Origin of the sequence: Pelagerythrobacter marensis, assembly GCF_036700095.1 — a bacterium.
In the GTDB taxonomy this organism is placed as follows: domain Bacteria; phylum Pseudomonadota; class Alphaproteobacteria; order Sphingomonadales; family Sphingomonadaceae; genus Pelagerythrobacter; species Pelagerythrobacter marensis_A.
On record NZ_CP144918.1, the window covers coordinates 1970646 to 1990195 of the forward strand.

The following is a 19550-nucleotide window of genomic DNA, read 5'->3' on the forward strand; positions in this document are numbered from 1 at the left end:
CAAACCCCCTCCCGCACGCGGGAGGGGCGAGAGACCTGGCGGCGCGAAGCGGCGCCCAGTCGCAGCGGGGTGGGTCTTGCGGAACGCTTGCCCACCCCCGGCCCCTCCCGCAAGCGGGAGGGGGGAACAATCACTTCCAGTTCGCCATCTCGGTTTCGAGATTGGTCACGATCGCTTCGAAGAACTGCTCGGTCGTCAGCCAGTTCTGGCCCGGGCCGATCAGCAGCGCCAGGTCCTTGGTCATCTGGCCGCCCTCGACCGTGTTGATGCAGACTTTCTCCAGCGTTTCGGCGAAGCGCACCACGTCGGGCGTGCCGTCGAACTTGCCGCGGTACATCAGCCCGCGGGTCCAGGCGAAAATGCTGGCGATGGGATTGGTGCTGGTCGCCTTGCCTTCCTGGTGCTGGCGATAGTGGCGGGTGACGGTGCCGTGCGCGGCTTCGGCCTCCACGGTCTTGCCGTCGGGCGTCATCAGCACGCTGGTCATCAGGCCGAGCGAGCCGAAGCCCTGGGCCACCGTGTCGGACTGCACGTCGCCGTCGTAGTTCTTGCAGGCCCAGACGAACTTGCCGCTCCACTTGAGCGCCGATGCAACCATGTCGTCGATCAGGCGATGTTCGTAAGTGATGCCGGCTTCGTCGAACTTGTCCTTGAATTCGTTGTCGAACACTTCCTGGAACAGGTCCTTGAAGCGGCCATCGTACTTCTTGAGGATCGTGTTCTTGGTCGACAGGTAGACCGGCCAGCCGCGATCGAGGCCGTAGTTCATCGAAGCGCGGGCGAAGTCGCGGATCGAATCGTCGAGGTTGTACATCGCCATGGCGACGCCCGAGCTGGGGAATTCGAACACGTCGATATCGATGTTCTCGCCGTTTTCCCCTTCGAACACCAGCCGCAGCTTGCCCTTGCCGGGGATCAGCGTGTCCTTGGCGCGATACTGGTCGCCGAAGGCATGGCGGCCCACGACGATCGGATCGGTCCAGCCGGGGACCAGCCGCGGCACGTTGTCGATCACGATCGGTTCGCGGAAAACCACGCCGCCCAGGATGTTGCGGATCGTGCCATTGGGGCTGACCCACATCTTCTTGAGCCCGAATTCCTCGACCCGCGCCTCGTCCGGCGTGATCGTGGCGCACTTCACGCCGACGCCGTGTTCCTTGATCGCGTTGGCCGCGTCGATCGTGATCTGGTCGTCGGTTTCGTCGCGCTTCTGGATCGACAGGTCATAGTATTTCAGATCCACGTCGAGATAGGGAAGGATCAGCCGCTCGCGGATCCATTCCCAGATGATGCGCGTCATTTCGTCGCCGTCGAGTTCGACGATGGGGTTCTTGACCTGGATTTTCTGCATGTCTGCCCTGTCTGTTTCCTGGGAAGCTGTCGGATGGATTTGCGCGGGCTTTAGCAGAGGAGGGGGAGGGTGCAAGGGAAGCGCGGGGCGGCGCGTGCGGCCTGCGCGATCCGGCCGGGCGCGGCGCATGGGCCGGACACGAAAAAGGCGCCGCTTTCACGGCGCCTTCTTGCGATTTGCAGCCCGGGCCGGCCCCGGTTCGATGGTGGGCGTAGGAAGAGTTGAACTTCCGACCCCTGCGATGTCAACACAGTGCTCTACCACTGAGCTATACGCCCGATCCATCGGTGGGCCGCAACGTGCGGCAGGCGCGCCATCTAGCGACTGGCCCGGCGCCGCGCAAGCCCTGAATAAACGTGCTCAGACGGTGGCGTGCAGGCGGTCTTCGAACACGCGTTCCACTTCCAGCACGAGGTCGCGCAAGTGGAACGGTTTCGACAGCACTTTCGCCTGCGGCTGGTCGCGGCTGGCCTTCAGCGTGACGGCGGCAAAACCGGTGATGAACATGACCTTGGTGCGCGGGCTGATCTCGTTGCACCGCTGGGCCAGCTCGATCCCGTCCATTTCCGGCATCACGATGTCGGACAGGAGCAAGTCGAAGTGCTGCGATTCGAGCAGTGGAACGGCCTTCGTTCCGCGATCGACCGCCACCACGTCGTATCCGGCATTGTGCAGCGCGCTGGCGAGATAGTCGCGCATGGCCTCCTCGTCTTCGGCGAGAAGGATTCTGAGGCGGTCGGTCGTGGTCATGCCCTCGGCCCTATCGCAGCCCGCTTAAGAAATCTTTCGCCGCGTCGAGACTGCCCTGCTTTGACACAGGATCGTCAATTGTCGACAAGGGGCGGCATGAACGGTCAGCGATCTGCGTCGGATCCGGGGGGCACCGTGTTCGGCGGGGCGATCCCGGGAACCGGCGCGGGCGAGCCCGCTTTCGAGCTGCACTTGCCCGCGGACACGCCGATTCCCGTGCTCGTGGCGGCTCCGCACGCGGGCAGGGTCTATCCGCCGGACCTGTACGAATATATGCGCGATCCCGGATACAGCGCGCCGCGGCTGGAGGATCGCCATGTCGACATCCTGGCGCGCGAGATCGCCGCGGCCACCGGCGCGGGCCTCCTCGTCGCCCATGCACCGCGCGCCATGCTCGACCTCAACCGTGCCTGCGACGACGTCGACTGGTCGATGGTGCGCGGGCCGGCGCCCGGCCCCGTGCGCCATTCGCTGCACAACCGGCGGTCGCGCAGCGGGCTGGGGCTGGTGCCCCGGCGGCTCGGCGGGCTGGGTGAAATCTGGAAGGGGCCGATCGCACGGGCCGAACTGGACGCGCGGATCGCGCAGATCCATCGGCCCTACCATCGGGCGCTGGCCGGCGCGCTGGATAGCCTGCGCGACCGCTGGGGGGCGGCGCTGCTGCTCGATCTGCATTCGATGCCGCCGCTGAGGCCCAGGGTTCCGGGCGATCGGCCGGCGGAATTCGTCGTCGGCGACCGCTTCGGCGCGGCCTGCGATCACGCGCTGTCGGCGCAGGCCCTGGCCTACCTGGCGCGGTGCGACCGGCGCGCGGCGCACAATCGCCCCTATGCCGGCGGGTATATCCTCGATCGCCATGCCGCCCCGCGGCGCGGCCTGCACGCCATCCAGCTGGAGCTGTGCCGCACGACCTATCTCGACGCGGCTTTCGCCGAGCCTTCGGCGCGGGCGCCGGCGATCGTCCGCCTGCTGACCGGCCTGGTGCGCGAACTGGGCGATGCGGTCGCGGCGCTGGGGCGCGGCACCGCGCAGCCGCTGGCCGCCGAATAGAGTCGTTTTCGGCAAAGTGAAGCGGCACCGGCCCGCACCCCCACCCGGCCACCCAACGGCAGGGTATTCTATGGGTGGCCGGGTGGGGGTGCGGGCCGGTGCCGCTTCAGCCTTTTGCCGAAAACGCCGCTAGGTTTCGCCGACCGCCCGGCCGAGCCTTTCGCGCAGCCGCAGGACGGCCGCGGGCCGCATTTCGAAGCTGTCGCGCCAGGCCCGGTCGAGCCTTGCGATTCGGGCATGGAGTCTTTCGCTGGTGCGGATCAGGTCGCAGATCTGCGCGGGGAGGTAGCAGAGATTGTCCGGGTCCGCGGGCCGGTCGGGCGGCAGCGTGCCGTAGCGGCGCAGCTGGAACTCGCTCATCTCGCCGTTGAAATGCGCGCGCCGGTTGAGCAGCCAGGCCAGCGCATGCATCACCCTGGTGGTGGTGCGCAGCCCCTCCACCGACAGGGCAATGCGCGCGAAATCGTGTTCGTGCTTGGGCAGGCAGCCTTGCGACAGGTCGAACGTGGCGCGGACTTCGTCCGCCAGCAACAGCGCCTCTTCGTAAAGCGCCTCGATGATCGTCCGGCTGATATCCGCATGCGTGCCCATCGCGGCATAGCGCTAACGCAGCGGCGCGCGCGCCGCCAGTCGTCGCTTGCGGGTTATCCCACGCCGGATGGGCGTGTCTCGTGCCGGGACGGCGCATTCGGGCCCCAGTCGCCGCGCTCCGCCGGGGGCGGTTCAGGCGATGATGTCGGGCAACAGCTCGTCCTCGATCGCGGCGATGCGGTCGCGCAGGCGCAGTTTCTGCTTCTTGAGCCGGGCGATCTGGAGCTGGTCGGTCGAACCGGCCGCGCGCAAGGCCTCGATCGCGGCATCGAGATCGCGGTGCTCGACCCGCAGGGTCGCCAGCCGTTTGCGCAGTTCCTGCTCGTTCATCCGGGCCCGCTCCGCCGCCACTTCGGTTCGACGCGCCTGTGCCCGGTCTTGTCGAAATGCGCAATCTCGGGGCTTCGCAAGCGCGTGCGGATGTGGTTCTATAGTCGAACGCGGCTCGTCCGCGAAGACGAGTCGCTGTCCTCACGGTGTTCAACCAAAGGAGAGCCCGATGGTATCGTCTCACGTCAACGCCCTGCAAACCAAGCACGCCGGTCTGGAGCAGCGCTTGCGCGCCGAGCTTAACCGGCCATCACCCGACGCGGCGACGATTCAGGCGATCAAACGGCAGAAGCTCAGGATCAAGGAAGAGCTGTCGGCCATCTGAAAACGACCGGCGTCGGCGACCGCGAAACGCGCCGACGCCGCAATTCGGCAACGAACCGCGTTTCCCGGCGCGCGCTTTTGGTATAGGCGACTTGCATGAGCGCAGCCGCCGCAGCCCGCCGCATCCTTACCCGCCTGCACGAGGTCATGGCCTCGCGTCTGCACGCGCAGGGCAAGCTCGATCAGGTCGTCGACATCATCGCCGACTCGCTCGATAGCGAGGTGTGCTCGATCTACCTCCTGCGCGAGGGGATGCTGGAGCTTTTCGCGACGCATGGCCTCAATGCCGAAGCCGTTCACGTCACGCGCATGGCGATCGGCGAGGGGCTGGTCGGCACGATCGCGGAAAATGTCGAAACGCTGAACCTGGCCGAAGCCAAGGCGCACCCCGATTTCCAGTACCGGCCCGAAACGGGGGAGGAAAAATTCCATTCCTTCGCCGGGGTGCCGATCGTCTATCGCGAACGGGCGGTGGGGGTTCTGTGCGTGCAACACGTCGACCCCCGCCGGTACGAGGATATCGAGATCGAGGCCCTGCAGACGACCGCGATGGTCCTGTCGGAGCTGATTTCGAACAACGAGTTGATCGACGAGGAGGAAGCCCGCGGCCTCACCCCCGCCGATACCGGGCCGGCCACGATTTCCGGCCTGCCGCTGGTCAAGGGGCTGGCCAGCGGCGTGGCCGTCTATCACCAGCCGCGGATTACGATCGACCAGGTCATGGCCGACGATATCGAGGCCGAGCGCCAGCGGGTCTATCGCGCGTTCGACAGGATGCGCGACCAGATCGACAGCCTGGCGGACCGGGCGGAGTTCGGCGTCGGCGGCGAACACGAAGAGGTTCTCGAAACCTACAAGATGTTCGCTTACGACGAAGGGTGGAGCCGGCGGATAAACGAGGCGATCGATGCCGGGCTGACGGCGGAGGCCGCGATCGAGCGCGTGCAGCAACGCACCCGGATGCGTATGCGCGAGATCGACGATCCGTTGCTGCAGGACCGGATGCACGATCTGGAAGACCTCGCCAACCGGCTGCTGCGGATCGTGTCGGGCCAGATCGGGACCGCGGCCAGTCAGGGCCTGCGCGGCGATGCGATCCTGATTGCCAGGAACCTGGGGCCGGCCGAATTGCTCGAATACGACCGGCGGCGGTTGAAGGGCGTGATTCTGGAAGAAGGATCGCTGACCGCGCACGTCGTGATAGTGGCGCGCGCGATGGGCGTCCCCGTGCTCGGCCGGGTGCGCGGCCTGCGCGGTATGGTGCAGGAAGGCGATCTTGTCCTGCTCGACGCCGACAACGGCAATGCCGTCGCTCGCCCGGCGCAGCAGGTGGTCGAAGCGTTTCAGACGCGGTTTGCCAAATCACGCGAGCGGCAGGCGCTCTATGCCGAGCTGCGCGACGTCGAACCGTTCACCCGCTGCGGGACCCGAATCGAAGTGATGATCAACGCGGGGCTGCGCGACGACATTTCCGCCCTCCCGCTGGTCGGCGCCGACGGGATCGGCCTGTTCCGCACCGAATTCCAGTTCCTCGTTTCCGCCACTTTGCCGCAGCGCGAACGGCAGTTCCGGCTCTATCGCGACGTGCTCGACGCGGCCGGCGATCGCCCGGTGATCTTTCGCACGGTCGACATCGGCGGCGACAAGGCGCTGCCGTATTTGCGCGAAAGCGAGTTCGAGAACGACGAGAATCCCGCGATGGGCTGGCGCGCGCTGCGCCTGGCGCTCGAGCGGGAAGGGTTGCTCAAGGTCCAGGCGCGCGCCCTGCTCGAAGCGGCAGCCGGCCGGGCGCTCTACGTCATGTTTCCGATGGTCAGCGAACCGTGGGAGTTCGATGCGGCGAGGGCGGTGTTCGACAGTCAGCTTGCGCATTTGCGCCGCAAGAAGAAGCTGTTGCCGGAAGCGATCCGCTACGGAGCCATGCTCGAAGTGCCGGCGCTCGCCGAAGTTCTCGACCAGTTGCTGCCGCGCATCGCCTTTCTCTCGGTCGGGACCAACGACCTTACCCAGTTCCTCTTCGCGGCCGACCGGGCCAATCCCAAGCTCGCCGAACGCTACGACTGGCTGAGCCCGGCGATCCTGCGGTTCCTTCGCCGCATTTCGCTGGCCACCGCAGGGAGCGGGGTGGATCTCGGCGTATGCGGCGAAATGGGCGGGCGCCGGCTGGAGGCGCTTGCCCTGCTCGGTCTCGGGTTCCGCCGGCTCTCGATCACGCCGGTCGCGGTCGGCCCGATCAAGGAACTGGTGCGCCAGGTCGATCTGCGCGAACTGGAAAAGGCGATGCAGGCCTGGCTCTCTGCCCCGCCGCCGGACATGCGCGCCGCGATCACGGCCTGGGCCAGCGAGCGCGGCATCGAAACCGACTGACCCGTCGCGCGCCTGCGCCGATCCGTCGCAAAGGCCGGCGGCGCAATCGTCCGGCGCTTGACAGGGTGGCGCGGCGGCCCTTGTCGGGTTACAACCAAACGGGCCGCAAAATATCGGGTATTCTAGAGACGGCATGTCGGACGAAACACATGAATCTCCGGGCGAACTGCCGCTGGAGGGCGCTGGGCAACGCCTCCGCCGTGCGCGCGAGGAAGCGGGCCTGACGGTCGAACAGGTCGCTGCCGAAACGCGCATTCCGCTGCGACACCTCGAAGTGATCGAAGCCGGCGATTTCGAGGCGCTGCCGGCCCGCACTTATGCAATCGGTTTCTCGCGCACATATGCCAAGGCGGTCGGGCTCGATCCGTCCGACATCGCGCGCCAGGTGCGCGAGGAAACCGGCGCCGCCCGAGTGCACGAGCCGGTGCGGAGCAGCAGTTTCGAACCGGGCGATCCGGCGCGCGTGCCGACGCGCGGGCTGGCCTGGCTGAGCGCCCTGGCCGCGCTGTTGCTGATCGCGGGCGGGTTTGCCTATTTCAGGGACTATTTCTTTCCCGGGGCCGGCCCCGGGCCGATCGCCGTGCCGCAAGAGGCCGACCGTGCATCGCAGCAGGCCGATGCGGGCCGCGAAGCGCCCGCGCGGCAGCCGGATGCCGCGGCGGGGCCGGTCGTGTTCACCGCGCTGGAAGACGAAACCTGGGTCAAGTTCTACGATGCCAACGGCGACCAGCTGATGCAGAAGCGGATGGCGGAGGGCGAAACCTACACCGTGCCTGCGGATGCGGAAGGGCCGCTGATCTGGACCGGACGGCCCTATGCCCTGGCCATCACCGTCGGCGGGCGCAGCGTGCCCAAATTGTCGGAAGTCGACGAAATCGTGCGCGACGTGCCGGTCAGCGCGGAGGCGCTGCTGGCTCGCGCCGAAGCGGCGGAGGCGGACGATGAAGACGCAGGCGAAGGCGCGTAAGCCGTGTAAAGTTTCCCCCGGTTTACCTGTCGTGCGCCTCGACAGCGGGGGCCGATTGGGGCAAAATTTACCATCATTCAGGCGCCATTCGGGAACGGGCTGCCTGATTTGGGGGGCGCTGGACAGCGCAGTTTGAGGGACAGGAGCGACTTACCATGACCAGCCGCACGGGGCGTGCAATTCTTGGCGTACTGGCAATCGTAACGGTCGGGGCCGGAACGGGGCCGGCGCTGGCGCAGGATGGCAGCGCCGAAGCGCGGCTGCGCAAGCTGGAGGCCGAAGTGCGGGCCTTGCAGCGCACCGTCTTCCCGGGGCCGGAGGGGCGCTTCTTCCAGCCCGAGATTTCGGGGGCGAGCCAGTCGCGGGCCAATGCGGGGCAGACGCCCCCGGCCATGCCCTCGACCACGGCGGTGACCGACATTCTCGCCCGTCTCGACGCGCTGGAGGCGCAGATTCAGTCGCTCACCGCCCAGACGGAAAGCAACGCCAACGCGCTCGGCCAGCTGGAAACGCGCCTCGCCGCGCTCGAGGTGACCGGCGGCGCCGCGGCCGGGCAGGGCGGCGGATCGACGGCGGCGCAGGACAATCTTTCCGCGATGACCGGCGGCGCTTCCACGCCTGCGGCCGCCACACCGCCGCCACCGCCGCCGCCCGCAGCCGGGCCGACGGCGGCGCGGCTTGCGGCGGTCCAGGAAATTGCCAAGCCGCAGACCGACGATCCTGGCGACGACGAATACTCGTACGGCTTCCGTCTCTGGGACGCGGGGTTCTATCCCGAGGCGCAGCAGCAACTGGCGCTGTTCGTCGAGAAATATCCCGATCACTGGCGGACGACTTATGGCCGGAACCTCCTCGGCCGGGCCTATCTGGATGCGGGCAAGCCCGAAGAGGCCGCGCCGTGGTTCCTCAGGAACTATCAGGCCGACAAGCAGGCGGCGCGGGCGCCCGACAGCCTGCTCTATCTTGCCGAGGCGATGATCGCCATCAAGGATACCAGCCGCGCCTGTATCGCGCTGGCCGAATTCGCCGAGACCTATCCGGCGATCGCGACCGGGCGCCTTTCGGATCAGTATGAAGCGAACCGGCGCAAGGTGAGCTGCAATTGATAGACCGGTCGATTCCGACAGCCTGACGCGCTTCACGGCCGATCTGGCAAACGTCTGGCCCGACCAGGGGACCGGGCGGCTGGGCGTCGCGGTCTCCGGCGGCCCGGACAGCCTGGCATTGTTGCTGCTCGCGCACCGGGCGCTGCCGGGCCGGGTCGAAGCGGCGACGGTCGATCACGGGTTGCGGCCCGAAAGCGCGGCAGAGGCGGCGATGGTCGCCGATGTCTGCCGCGAACTCGGCGTGAGACATGCGACTCTGCCGGTTAGCCTGGACCGGGGAAACGTCCAGGGGCAGGCGCGCGCGGCGCGCTATTCCGCCCTGACCGGCTGGCTGGGCGAAAGGTCGCTCGACGCGCTGGCCACGGCCCACCATGCCGACGATCAGGCCGAAACGCTGCTGATGCGACTGAACCGCGGCAGCGGCCTGCCCGGGCTGGCAGGCATCCGTTCCGCCACGCTCCTGCCCGACAGGACGCATTTCGTTGTCCGTCCCCTGCTGGAATGGCGCCGGGCCGAACTGGCCGCGCTGGTGGAGGCGGCGGGGCTGGAGGCGGCGGACGATCCCAGCAACCGCGATCCGGCCTACGACCGCGCCCGCATCAGGCAAGCGATCGAGGAGGCCGACTGGCTCGATCCCGTGGCAATCGCGACAAGCGCGCGGTTGCTGGCCGAAGCGGAAGAAGCGATCGAGGCCATGCTGGCGCACGAATTCCAGGTCGCCGTCGCGACGGAGGACGGGTGCGTGCGCTATCGCCCGGGCGGCCCGCGCCTGATCCGTCACCTTGCGGTGGAACGCATCTTCGGCATGTTTGCGAAACATCCGCGCGGCAGCCGGATCGCCGCGCTGGTGAGCGCTCTCGAAGGCGGGGGGAAGGGGAACCTTGCAGGCATTCTCGCCCGCGCGGAGGGGGATTGCTGGATCTTCAGCGAGGAGCCCGCCCGGCGATCGGGCTGATCAGATAATGGCTTCGCCCATCTGCAGCGTCTCGCCGCGGGTGATGATCACCTTGTCGCCCTTCTTCGCCACTGCGAACAGACGGCTGGCCAGTTCGTCCGGGATCGCGATGCACCCGTGGCTGGCATAGCCGTTTTCCACTTCGGAACCGCCGTGGATGGCAATGCCGTCGTGCGTCAGGCGCAGCGTCCACGGCATCGGCGCATTGCCGTATTTCTCCGAGACGTTGTGCCGTTCCTTGGAAAGGATCGGGAACGTCCCCACCGGCGTGGGGTGCGCGTCGGTCCCCAGCATGGCCGCGGCGGCGCCGATCTCGTAGCCGTCTCGGAAGATCGAAATCACGCGCGCTTCGAGATCGACCGTGATGACCAGCGGCCCCGGTGGAACGCCTTCGTCGTCCCAGTGCCATTCGCCATATTTGATCGGGCCGTCGATCGGCAGGATCCGCTTGACGACGAATGCGTCGGCTTCGGTCGCGGAGGCTGATTGAGGAGCCGGTGCGGAAGCGCTTCCGGCCGTCCCATCGCTCGCGGCAAGCGTCGCCGACGCCTTGCCTTCGGCCGATTTCCCGTCGTCCGCTTCGGCCAGCGCCGCCTCGTCGACCGGGATCGCCGTTTCGAGCGATACGGGCGCCGTGTCGCGCGTTTCGCTGCGGGGCCATAACCCGCTCGCCAGCATCGCACCGCCGAACAGGAGAACGACTGCGGCGGTCGCGCCGCCGATCCATTTCAGCATCGGGTTCATGGCAGGCGATATGCCGGCCTCGTGCGTGCCATGCCAGTCCCGCGCGCGAAGCGTCCCGTCGGGGGACGCGCTGTGCGGGGAGGTTAACGCCCCAGACCGGCGGCCTGCCGCGCGAGCTGCTCTATCGCCGAAGGGTCGGGCGTGCCGCGCGGCGCGACCCAGCTCCCGCCGACGCACAGGACCGGATCGAACGCGAGCCATTCGGCGGCATTGTCCGGCCCTATGCCGCCGGTCGGGCAGAACCGGCAGGGACCGAACGGCGCCGCCAGGGCCTTGAGAGCCGGCAGCCCGCCGGCGGCCATGGCGGGGAAGAACTTGAAATGCGTCAGCCCCAGGTCGAGCCCGCGCATGATGTCGCCGGCATTGGCGATCCCGGGAAGGAACGGCACGTTGCGATCGATCGCCGCGCGGCCCAGCGGCTCGGTCAGGCCGGGGGATACGATGAACTCGCTGCCTGCGCGCAGGGCCTGGTCCAGCTCATGCTCGTTGGTCACCGTCCCGGCGCCGACAATCGCGCCGGGGACCTGCTTCATCGCCGCGATCGCCTCCAGCGCGGCGGGCGTGCGCATGGTCACTTCCAGCACCGGCAGTCCGCCCGCCACCAGCGCCCGGGCCAGCGGCACGGCGTCGGCCACGTCGTCGATCACGATCACCGGGATCACGGGGGCGGTGTTCATCAGGGTGGCGATATCGGTCATGGGTCAAAGTCCTGCTGTGGCAAGCATGGCCGATCCGCCCTTCTCGGCGCTGTCGGCGAAATTGCGGAACATGGCGAACAGTTCGCGGCCGGTCCCGGCCTCGGGTGCCGGTTCGGGCGCGGGTTCGCGGGCGTCCAGATCGGCCTGGGTCGAGATTTCACCGCTTTCCGCGCAGATCCGCACCACGTCGCCGTCGCGCAGGCGTGCCAGCGGGCCGCCGCCGAGCGCCTCGGGCGTGCAATGGATCGCCGCCGGAACTTTGCCGCTGGCGCCCGACATGCGTCCGTCGGTGATCAGCGCGACGCGATACCCGCGATCCTGCAGCACCCCCAGCGGCGGTGTCAGCTTGTGAAGTTCGGGCATGCCGTTGGCGCGCGGCCCCTGGAAGCGGACGACCGCCACCACGTCGCGATCGAGTTCGCCGGCCTTGAAGGCTTCGGCGACCTGGCGCTGGGTGTCGAAGACGCGGCACGGCGCCTCGATCGTCCAGCGGTCGCGTGCGACCGAAGACGATTTGAAGCAGGCGCGGCCGAGATTGCCCTGAAGCAGCCGCATCCCGCCGTCCGGCTGAAACGGGTCGGAGACCGGACGCAGCATGGCGCGGTCGCCGCTGGGGCCGGGATTGCGCCAGACCAGCGCATCCCGATCCAGCCCCGGTTCCAGCGCATAGCCCGACAGGTCGTCCGCGCCGACGGTCAGCACGTCGCGATGGGCGAGCCCGGCCTCGAGCAGTTCGCCGATCACGTAGCCCATGCCGCCGGCGGCGTGGAACTGGTTCACGTCGCCCGCGCCGTTGGGATAGACATGCGCGAGCAGTGGAACGGCGGAAGACAGTTCGGCGAGGTCGTTCCAGTCGAATACGATCCCGGCGGCGCGGGCCATCGCCGGAATGTGGATCGCATGGTTGGTCGATCCCCCGGTCGCGAGAAGGCCGACGGCGGCATTGACGATCGCCTTTTCGTCCACGCAGCGGGCGAGCGGCCGGTAATCCTCGCCGTCCTGCCCGATCGCCGCGACCCGATGCACCGCCTCGCGGTCGAGTGCCTGGCGCAGCTTCGTGCCCGGCTGGATGAAGGCGGCGCCGGGGATATGCAGGCCCATCAGCTCCATCATCATCTGGTTGGAATTGGCCGTGCCATAGAACGTGCAGGTGCCGGGCGAATGATATGACCCCAGCTCGCTTTCCAGCAGTTCCGCGCGCCCCACCTTGCCTTCGGCATAGAGCTGGCGGACGCGCTGCTTTTCCTTGTTGGGGATGCCGCTCGGCATTGGACCGGAAGGGACGAAGATGCAGGGCAAGTGGCCGAAACGCAGCGCGCCGATCAGCAGGCCGGGCACGATCTTGTCGCAGATGCCGAGTGTGAGCACCCCGTCGTACATCGCGTGGCTCAACGCGACACCGGTGGACAGGGCGATGACGTCGCGGCTGAACAGGCTCAGCTCCATGCCCGTTTCGCCTTGTGTCACCCCGTCGCACATCGCCGGGGTGCCGCCGGCGACCTGGGCCGTGGCCCCGACCTCGCGGGCATAGATCTTGAGCCGTTCGGGATAGCGGCCATAGGGCTGATGCGCCGACAGCATGTCGTTGTAGGCGCTGACGATGCCGATATTCGGCCCCCGGTTGGCTTTCAGCGCTTCCTGATCCTCCAGCGCGCCGGCATAGGCGTGGGCGAGGTTGGAGCACGAGACGCTGCTGCGATCGGGCCGGTTGTCCGCCTCGCGCTGCATCAGCTCGAGATAGCCGGAGCGGGTCGCGCGCGAGTTTGCGATCACCCGCTGGGTGACGCGGTGAACGGTGTCGTGGAGGGTCATGCGAGCCTCCTTTCCCAGGTTTGCGTTGTTCGGGCTGTCGAGCGGCTATTCATGCCAGGTCACCCCGTCGCGCTCGGCCAGGGCGATCGCGGCGCTCGGGCCCCAGCTGCCGGCCGTGTAAGTGCGTGGCTTCAGGCCCTGCTCGCTCCATCCGGCGCGGATCGCGTCGATCCATTCCCACTGCGCCTCCACCTCGTCGCGGCGGACGAAAAGCGTCTGGTCGCCTTCGAGCAAGTCGAGCAGCAGTCGTTCGTAAGCGATGCGGCGCACGGCGCCGGAGAAAGCGTGCGGCATCGCGATGTTGAGCGGCACGCTGCGCAGGCGAATACCCTCGCGGTCCAGCCCGGGGACTTTGGCCATCAGCGACAGGGTGATATTCTCTTCCGGCTGAATCCCGATCACCAGCTTGTTGGCCTGGACTTTCGCGCCCTTGCCTTCGAAAATCGAGTGCGGGATGCAGCGGAACTGGACCACGATCTCGGTCACCCGTTCGGGCATCCGCTTGCCGGTGCGCAGATAGAACGGCACGCCCTTCCAGCGCCAGTTGTCGACGTGGGCCTTGATCGCGACGAACGTTTCGGTGTCGGAAACCTGGCCCAGTTCCTCGTCGTAACCGGGCACCGCCTCTCCCTGGATCGCGCCGGCGCGATACTGGCCGGTAACCGTTTCGCCTTCCGCGACCGCGCGCAGGCTGCGCAGGACCTTGACCTTCTCGTCCCGCACTGCGGTCGCATCGAAGCTGCCCGGCGGTTCCATCGCGACCAGCGCCAGCAACTGCAGCATATGGTTCTGCACCATGTCGCGCAGCGCGCCGGCGTCGTCGTAAAAGGCGACGCGTCCTTCAAGGCCGACCGTTTCCGCCACGGTGATCTGAACGTGTTCGATATGCGCGGCGTTCCACAGCGGCTCGAACAGGATATTGGCGAACCGCAGGGCGAGCAGGTTCTGCACCGTCTCCTTGCCCAGATAGTGATCGATGCGGAAAATCCGCTCTTCGGGAAAGGCCGCGGCGACCGCATCGTTGATCTCGCAACTTGTCGCCAGATCGGTTCCCAGCGGCTTTTCGAGGCACATGCGCACGTTCGGCCCGTCCAGCCCGGCGTGCTGGAGGCCGCGAATCGTGGGTTCGAACAGGCTCGGCGCGGTGGACAGGAAGATCGCGAGGCCGCGGGCGGGCTCTCCGACGCGTGCGGCCAGTTCCTCGTATCCCTCGAGTGTGGTGGCGTCGAGCGGCTGGTAGCTCAGCCGGTTGAGGAAATCCGCCATGCCGCCGCGCCGGTTGGCGGGCAGATATGTCTCCAGCGCCTCGCGCGCGAAATTGCGGAATTCGCCGTCGTCGAGGTCGGATCGTGCGGTCCCGACGATCCTGAGGTCCTGTGCCAGGAGCCCATCGTGATCGAGCGCGCATAGCGACGGCAGCAACATGCGCTGCGCCAGATCGCCCGTGGCGCCGAACAGGACCAGTCGATCCGCGGTGAAGCTCATGCGTCGATGCCTTTCGCTCGTCGCCTGCTACCTAGGCAGGCCGGTTCTCGCGCGCCAGTGTGCCGCATACATATTCAGCCTTGCTTGCGCTTTGCCGCGCTCTTGCCGATAGGGGGCGATAATAGGCGAGAGGTCAATGGATACGCGAACGAAAAGGCGGCCGACGTCGATCGACGTGGCGGAACGGGCCGGCGTCAGCCAGTCGACCGTTTCGCGCGCGCTCGCAGGGTCCGAAGTCATCACCGAGGCGACCCGGGCCCGGGTTCTGCGCGCGGCGGAGGAAATCGGCTATTTCGTCGACGAACGCGCCGCGCGGCTGCGGCGCGGATCGACCGGAACGATTGCGGTCGTCGTCATCTGCCGCCCGGGCCAGAGCGCGGCGGACATCAATCCCTTTTCCTACATGCTGCTCGGCAGCGTCTGCCTTGCCGCATCGGAACGGGGGTTCGAGACCCTGGTTTCGTTCCAGGCGCGCGAAGAGGACCTGTTCGGCCATTACGAGGAACGCGGCTGGGCCGACGGACTGGTGGTGATCGGCACGACCACCAATCGCACGGCCTGGGACTATTTCCGCAAGCTGGAAAGCGCGGATCGCAATGTCGCCTACTGGGGTTCGCCGTTCGAGGATCTCGAGTGGGTGCGGTCGGATAACCGCGCGGCCGGGCGGCTCGCGGTCGAACATCTGCTTGCCCGGGGCTACCGCGCGCCGTGTTTTCTGGGCGCAATCGATTCCTCGCAGCATCAGTTCGCCGAACGTTACGAAGGCTATTGCGAGGCGATGCGCGAGGCCGGGCTGACGCCCTGCCTTATCGCCACGCGCGAAGGCGCCACGCGGGAGGAGGAGGGCGAGGAAGCCTGCGCCCGATATCTCGCCGGTGGCGGCCGGGGCGACGCGATTTTCGCCGCTTGCGACGCCATGGCGCTCGGCGCGCTGGAGGAACTGGCCCGGCGCGGGGTTTCGGTCCCCGAGGAAATCGGGCTGGTCGGGTTCGACGATCTGCCGGCCACCCGTTTCAGCCGACCGCCGATCACCACGATCGCGCCCGACGCCGCTGCCGCCGGGGGGCTGCTGATCGACGCCGTGCTCGGCAACGGAGAGGACAGGGGCCAGCAACGCCGGCGGGTGCCCGTGTCACTGTCGCCGCGGGGAAGCACCGCGCGCTAGTTTCGTTTTCGGTGCCGCTCCGTCGAAAGGGTCACCCGTGCGCGCCGAACTCGTTGGCGATCGCGGTGGCGATCCGCAGGTTCAGCGCGTGGGCGCGTTCGATGGGGGCGATGAATTCCGCCTCGATCGCGGCATAGCCATCGGCGCCGTGATCGGGATAGTCCGACGGTTCTTCGAGCACATAGTCCGAAGGGCCGGGGAACCGGGTCGGGAAGGCGCGGCGCAGTTGCGCCAGGGCATCCTCCACCCGCAGGGTCAGGACCATCTCGATCACGTCGCGGCGGCTGATATCGTTGGCCCGGCTGAAGGCCGGCACCGACACCGCGCGCAGGAACATGTGCTGCAACAATGTCAGGCGCAGGGCCTGGAGCACGCCGATGCGGCGCCGCACGTCCTCGCGGTTTTCGACCGGCGCCTCGTCCGGCAGCAGGTCGAGCAGGCGGTGCAGTTTCAGCGCATCGATCCTCAACCGCGAGGCCAGGCGGCGGAACACGCCGGCGCGGTCGTCCTTGACCAGATATTCGGCCAGCGCGGCACACGGTTCGGACAGATCCCGCTCCGTCCCGCGGTAGGTCCGACTGGCCCAGTAAGCGGAGTTGTACAATTCCCCGAAAGCGGCCACGGTCTTGATGCTGGCCAGGGCGTTGGAGGCACGGACCAGGCGGACCATCTGGCGGCCCCGCGCGCTTTCCGCCAGCAGTGCGGCAATCTCTTCGCGGTTGCTCTCCGCCGCGCTGCCGAAGCCGGCGATCACGTTGACCGGGTAGCCGAGCTGCTGGAGGATCGCGTTGTGCGGAATCGCCCGGATCTGGCGCAGGCTCATCTCGCGATCGGCCGATATGTCCGATTGGCGGCGCGAGACCCGGCTGCCGGTGGCGTTGAGAAGGCCGAGGCCGAAGGCCGTGACCGCGCGCGAATAGGTCGCGCTCTCCAGGTGCTCGTTCTGGTGGTCGCGGATCGCGCGATAGAAGTCGAGGCTGAGATCGGTCCGGCGATAGAACGGATCGGCCGGCGCGCCGGCGTCCGTTTCCGCCGGGCGCAATTGGGCGATCCGCGTCAGCGTGGCCAGCGCGAGGTCCGGGTTGGCGAAGAACAGGTAACCGTCGCCGCCCTGGAAGCTGACTTCGGGTTCGAGCCGGATGCCCGCGCGGGCGAAACGGCGCCGGGTCCACGGGCTCAACGGCCATTCGAGCCGGTCGGCAAAACCTCCCGGATGGGCGCCGCGGCCCATCGATTCCCCGTGGGTGTTGAAAATCAGGGCCGCGACGTCGGTCAGCCCGTTGGCGGCCATCGCCTCCGCCAACCGGCCCTGGAGCCGCTCGATCGCCAGGCTCGCGGGGATCTGGCCGACGAACCGGCCCGCGTCGGAAAAGCCGGTCTGAATGCACACGCGCCCGCGCCGGCGGGCATAGTCGCGGTAGATGTCCTCCGCCAGCAACGCATCGAGGAAACGGCCGCCGTGCTCCAGCGCGGTTTCGGTTTCGAACAGGGGGGAAACGTCGACTTTGTCCTCGATCCCGAACAGCCGTGCGAAATAGAGCGCGGACAGCACCGTGGCAGGCTGTTCGCATTCGGCGATCAGCATGCGGATCGGTGCATCGGCATCGATATGGCGCAGGATCTGCGCCATCGCGAGGAACTGGCGGATCGCGGTGGAGCTTTCGATTGCCAATGCGGCGAAATTGCTGCGCAGGGGCCTGGCCTGCGCGATCAGCTCGCGCAGCGTGCCGAGCGCGCCCTGGCTGGCAAGGTCGAGCGTCTGGCCCGCTTCGTCGAGCCGGCGCCGGATCGCATTGTGCAATTGCTTGGCGTTGACCCGGAAATGGATGCCGCCCATGCCCAGCCCGTCGGCGCGCATGGCGGCGGCCAGCGTCCTGAGCGCGATCGCGCGTTCGCCATCGCTGTCGCCATCGCGCGCCTCCGCCTCCAGCCGGTCGACGATCGGGGTCAGCGACAGGAGTTTCGCCGGGTCGTCGGCCGTCAGCCGGTTGGCGGCGGCCGAAAGCCTCTCGGGATCGTCGAGCGGCTCGGCAAACATACGGGCGCATTCCGCGGTGTGCGTCTGGGCCGAGCGGAGCGTGTCGAGCAGCGCGTGCCCCTCGTCGATTGCCGCCAGGCTGTCGGCATAGCGGGCAAGGCGCTCCGCCTTTTCCGCCAGCCGAAATCCGATCGAGGTGTGCCAGCCGATGTCGGTCCGCCCGTCCATGTCGTAACCGACCCAGGTCGCGAAGCGGAAAGGCAGCGGCGCGAAGGCGTGCCACTGTTCGGGCCAGCGCTTGCGCGCGGCATTCAGCAGCCGGGCCACGATCCGGTCGCGCGCATCCTGGCCGCGCGCCATGGCGGCCATCGCCTGCCGGTGTTCGAAGGTGAGGGTGATCGCGGGACGCTCGGCGGGGAGGGCGCATGCGCTTTCGTCGATCTCGCCCTCGCTGGCGGCGGCCGATGCGACCGCTTCGGACTGTGCGGGGGCGAGCAGAAAGGTCGGGTGGGCGGTAAACACCGCGTGCAGCTGGGGGCTTTCCCAGTTTGCACGGAAGGTGTCGAAATCGCTGGCGTCGAGGCAGGCGTCGAGCGCGGCCTCGTTGTCGCGGGGGGCGACCGGGGCGACCAGCCGCCGCAAGCGCCCGGCGCGGGTCATCAACGCCTCGCACTCCAGCTCCGCAATCAGGCTTTCGATCGTCGCGAGGTCGATCTTCCCGCTCTCCAGCTCGCGCGAGAGGTCCAGCGCGAGCTGGAAGACCGGGTTGAACAGCGGCGTTTCCTGCGTCTGCCGGTGCAGCGATCCGAGGTGTTCGATGAGTTCGGCCACGGTCTTCATGCCGTTTCTCCATGTTCCGCGACGAAGGCCGCCGCCGCGCCGTAAAGCCCGGGCTGGGGGTGAACGATGAGCTTGACGGGAATTTCGGCCATCAGCCCGGCGAAGCGCCCCTTGGCCCGGAACCGTTCGGCAAAGCCCGAGGCGGGGAGCGTATCGCGGATGCGGTATCCCAGCCCGCCGGCGATCACCACTCCGGCGAAGCCGCCCTGTGCCAGGGCCATGTCGCCGGCGACCGAGCCGAGCGAGAGGCAGAAGCGGTCCACGGCGGCGGCGGCGAGGCTGTCCTCGCCGCTCGTTCCGCGAGTCCAGATCTCGACATCGTCGCATTCGGCCACCGTGCGCCGCTCCATGGCTGCCAGAGTCTGGTAGATGTCGACGATCGCCGGGCCCGAGACCACGCGCTCGACGGAGACCCGCCGGTGCCGCCGGCGCAGGCGCGCGAGGATCGCGTCCTCGATCGAATCGAGCGGGGCGAAGTCGACATGGCCGCCCTCGGTCGCCTGGACGCGGTACCGGTCGCCCGAGCGCCACAGATGGGCAACGCCCAGCCCTGTGCCCGGGCCCAGCACGGTAATCGTGCCTTCGCTGCCCAGTGGCTCGTCGGGCCCCGTCAGGTGGAGGAACTGATCGTCCGGCGCTCGGGCCACCGCATGGGCCACCGCGGCAAAGTCGTTGACGATGGTGAAGCGCGCGACGCCCAGTTTCGATTTGACCAGTGGCGGGCGGATGACCCAGGGGTTGTTGGTGAAGCGGATGATGTCGTCGCTCACCGGTCCGGCGATCGCCATGCTGACCGCATCGGGCAGCGAGCCGCCCTGGCGTTGGCGGAAATCTTCCCAGGCGGTCTGAAAACTTGCGTGGTCTTCGGTGTGGAGCGTTTCGGGCTCGCTCAAGGCTATCGCCCCGTCGGCGTCCACGGTCGCGATTGCAAATCGCGCATGCGTGCCGCCGATGTCCACCACGACGAGTTCCATCGCTATCCTCCCGGACTTGCCCCTCTGCGGCCTGCTAGCAGCCCGATCGCGCCGTGCCCACGC

General features: G+C 67.8%; 17 protein-coding genes and 1 tRNA gene. 7 read left to right on the top strand and 11 right to left on the bottom strand.

The window, feature by feature from the left end; genetic code table 11:
• Window positions 1-130 precede the first annotated feature (130 nt).
• The 3 genes from V5F89_RS09305 to cpdR form a co-directional block, all read right to left on the bottom strand.
• On the bottom strand, window positions 131-1351 hold the full coding sequence (locus tag V5F89_RS09305; RefSeq protein WP_338445377.1) for an NADP-dependent isocitrate dehydrogenase: 1221 nt from the start codon (window positions 1349-1351) through the stop codon (window positions 131-133).
• Window positions 1352-1554: 203 nt separating this feature from the next.
• Window positions 1555-1629: transfer RNA gene (locus V5F89_RS09310), tRNA-Val, on the bottom strand.
• Between the two features lie 82 nt (window positions 1630-1711).
• Window positions 1712-2101 (bottom strand): cell cycle two-component system response regulator CpdR, encoded by a 390-nt coding sequence (gene cpdR, locus V5F89_RS09315; RefSeq protein ID WP_338445378.1) that lies wholly within the window; start codon window positions 2099-2101, stop codon window positions 1712-1714.
• A 96-nt stretch (window positions 2102-2197) separates the two neighbouring features.
• Here cpdR and V5F89_RS09320 point away from each other — a divergent pair, with 96 nt between their 5' ends.
• Complete coding sequence (locus V5F89_RS09320; RefSeq protein ID WP_338445379.1) at window positions 2198-3151, top strand: N-formylglutamate amidohydrolase; 954 nt, start codon at window positions 2198-2200, stop codon at window positions 3149-3151.
• A gap of 129 nt (window positions 3152-3280) precedes the next feature.
• Here V5F89_RS09320 and V5F89_RS09325 read toward each other — a convergent pair whose 3' ends face one another.
• Window positions 3281-3742 (bottom strand): DUF1465 family protein, encoded by a 462-nt coding sequence (locus V5F89_RS09325; RefSeq protein WP_338445380.1) that lies wholly within the window; start codon window positions 3740-3742, stop codon window positions 3281-3283.
• A 132-nt stretch (window positions 3743-3874) separates the two neighbouring features.
• On the bottom strand, window positions 3875-4072 hold the full coding sequence (locus tag V5F89_RS09330; RefSeq protein ID WP_338445381.1) for a YdcH family protein: 198 nt from the start codon (window positions 4070-4072) through the stop codon (window positions 3875-3877).
• 169 nt (window positions 4073-4241) lie between these two features.
• Between V5F89_RS09330 and V5F89_RS09335 the strand changes: the two genes are divergently transcribed.
• From V5F89_RS09335 to tilS, 5 genes are all read left to right on the top strand, one after another.
• Complete coding sequence (locus tag V5F89_RS09335) at window positions 4242-4397, top strand: YdcH family protein (protein ID WP_338445382.1); 156 nt, start codon at window positions 4242-4244, stop codon at window positions 4395-4397.
• A 95-nt stretch (window positions 4398-4492) separates the two neighbouring features.
• Window positions 4493-6763, top strand: coding sequence for a phosphoenolpyruvate--protein phosphotransferase (ptsP, locus tag V5F89_RS09340; protein WP_338445383.1), 2271 nt, complete (start codon window positions 4493-4495; stop codon window positions 6761-6763).
• Between the two features lie 133 nt (window positions 6764-6896).
• The gene (locus V5F89_RS09345; RefSeq protein ID WP_338445384.1) at window positions 6897-7730 is read left to right on the top strand and encodes a helix-turn-helix domain-containing protein; all 834 of its coding nucleotides are present in this window, start codon (window positions 6897-6899) and stop codon (window positions 7728-7730) included.
• 155 nt (window positions 7731-7885) lie between these two features.
• Window positions 7886-8836 carry a tetratricopeptide repeat protein gene (locus V5F89_RS09350; protein ID WP_338445385.1) on the top strand — a complete coding sequence of 317 codons (951 nt, stop codon included), beginning with the start codon at window positions 7886-7888 and terminating at the stop codon, window positions 8834-8836.
• Window positions 8837-8957: 121 nt separating this feature from the next.
• Window positions 8958-9791, top strand: coding sequence for a tRNA lysidine(34) synthetase TilS (gene tilS, locus V5F89_RS09355; protein WP_425334346.1), 834 nt, complete (start codon window positions 8958-8960; stop codon window positions 9789-9791).
• Here the strand turns inward: tilS and V5F89_RS09360 are convergent, their stop codons facing one another.
• The 4 genes from V5F89_RS09360 to zwf form a co-directional block, all read right to left on the bottom strand.
• Complete coding sequence (locus V5F89_RS09360) at window positions 9792-10535, bottom strand: L,D-transpeptidase family protein (protein WP_338445386.1); 744 nt, start codon at window positions 10533-10535, stop codon at window positions 9792-9794.
• Between the two features lie 83 nt (window positions 10536-10618).
• Window positions 10619-11233, bottom strand: coding sequence for a bifunctional 4-hydroxy-2-oxoglutarate aldolase/2-dehydro-3-deoxy-phosphogluconate aldolase (gene eda, locus V5F89_RS09365; RefSeq protein ID WP_338445387.1), 615 nt, complete (start codon window positions 11231-11233; stop codon window positions 10619-10621).
• Window positions 11234-11236: 3 nt separating this feature from the next.
• Entirely contained in the window at window positions 11237-13045 is a 1809-nt protein-coding gene (edd, locus tag V5F89_RS09370) for a phosphogluconate dehydratase (protein WP_338445388.1), read from the bottom strand.
• 45 nt (window positions 13046-13090) lie between these two features.
• Window positions 13091-14530 (bottom strand): glucose-6-phosphate dehydrogenase, encoded by a 1440-nt coding sequence (gene zwf, locus V5F89_RS09375; RefSeq protein WP_338445389.1) that lies wholly within the window; start codon window positions 14528-14530, stop codon window positions 13091-13093.
• 136 nt (window positions 14531-14666) lie between these two features.
• Between zwf and V5F89_RS09380 the strand changes: the two genes are divergently transcribed.
• Window positions 14667-15695: a LacI family DNA-binding transcriptional regulator gene (locus tag V5F89_RS09380; RefSeq protein ID WP_338445390.1), complete on the top strand. Its 1029-nt coding sequence runs from the start codon at window positions 14667-14669 to the stop codon at window positions 15693-15695.
• 31 nt (window positions 15696-15726) lie between these two features.
• Here V5F89_RS09380 and V5F89_RS09385 read toward each other — a convergent pair whose 3' ends face one another.
• Window positions 15727-18513: a phosphoenolpyruvate carboxylase gene (locus tag V5F89_RS09385; protein WP_338445391.1), complete on the bottom strand. Its 2787-nt coding sequence runs from the start codon at window positions 18511-18513 to the stop codon at window positions 15727-15729.
• Complete coding sequence (gene glk / locus V5F89_RS09390) at window positions 18510-19487, bottom strand: glucokinase (protein ID WP_338445392.1); 978 nt, start codon at window positions 19485-19487, stop codon at window positions 18510-18512. Before glk ends, V5F89_RS09385 begins: the two co-directional genes overlap by 4 nt.
• Window positions 19488-19550: the final 63 nt, after the last annotated feature.

Excerpts from the sequence above, each read along its gene's own strand:
- V5F89_RS09305 (WP_338445377.1), bottom strand. The coding sequence starts at position 1,351 with ATGCAGAAAATCCAGGTCAAGAACCCCATCGTCGAACTCGACGGCGAC.
- cpdR (WP_338445378.1), bottom strand. The coding sequence starts at position 2,101 with ATGACCACGACCGACCGCCTCAGAATCCTTCTCGCCGAAGACGAGGAG.
- V5F89_RS09320 (WP_338445379.1), top strand. The coding sequence starts at position 2,198 with ATGAACGGTCAGCGATCTGCGTCGGATCCGGGGGGCACCGTGTTCGGC.
- V5F89_RS09325 (WP_338445380.1), bottom strand. The coding sequence starts at position 3,742 with ATGGGCACGCATGCGGATATCAGCCGGACGATCATCGAGGCGCTTTAC.
- V5F89_RS09330 (WP_338445381.1), bottom strand. The coding sequence starts at position 4,072 with ATGAACGAGCAGGAACTGCGCAAACGGCTGGCGACCCTGCGGGTCGAG.
- V5F89_RS09335 (WP_338445382.1), top strand. The coding sequence starts at position 4,242 with ATGGTATCGTCTCACGTCAACGCCCTGCAAACCAAGCACGCCGGTCTG.
- ptsP (WP_338445383.1), top strand. The coding sequence starts at position 4,493 with ATGAGCGCAGCCGCCGCAGCCCGCCGCATCCTTACCCGCCTGCACGAG.
- V5F89_RS09345 (WP_338445384.1), top strand. The coding sequence starts at position 6,897 with ATGTCGGACGAAACACATGAATCTCCGGGCGAACTGCCGCTGGAGGGC.
- V5F89_RS09350 (WP_338445385.1), top strand. The coding sequence starts at position 7,886 with ATGACCAGCCGCACGGGGCGTGCAATTCTTGGCGTACTGGCAATCGTA.
- V5F89_RS09360 (WP_338445386.1), bottom strand. The coding sequence starts at position 10,535 with ATGAACCCGATGCTGAAATGGATCGGCGGCGCGACCGCCGCAGTCGTT.
- eda (WP_338445387.1), bottom strand. The coding sequence starts at position 11,233 with ATGACCGATATCGCCACCCTGATGAACACCGCCCCCGTGATCCCGGTG.
- edd (WP_338445388.1), bottom strand. The coding sequence starts at position 13,045 with ATGACCCTCCACGACACCGTTCACCGCGTCACCCAGCGGGTGATCGCA.
- zwf (WP_338445389.1), bottom strand. The coding sequence starts at position 14,530 with ATGAGCTTCACCGCGGATCGACTGGTCCTGTTCGGCGCCACGGGCGAT.
- V5F89_RS09380 (WP_338445390.1), top strand. The coding sequence starts at position 14,667 with ATGGATACGCGAACGAAAAGGCGGCCGACGTCGATCGACGTGGCGGAA.
- V5F89_RS09385 (WP_338445391.1), bottom strand. The coding sequence starts at position 18,513 with ATGAAGACCGTGGCCGAACTCATCGAACACCTCGGATCGCTGCACCGG.
- glk (WP_338445392.1), bottom strand. The coding sequence starts at position 19,487 with ATGGAACTCGTCGTGGTGGACATCGGCGGCACGCATGCGCGATTTGCA.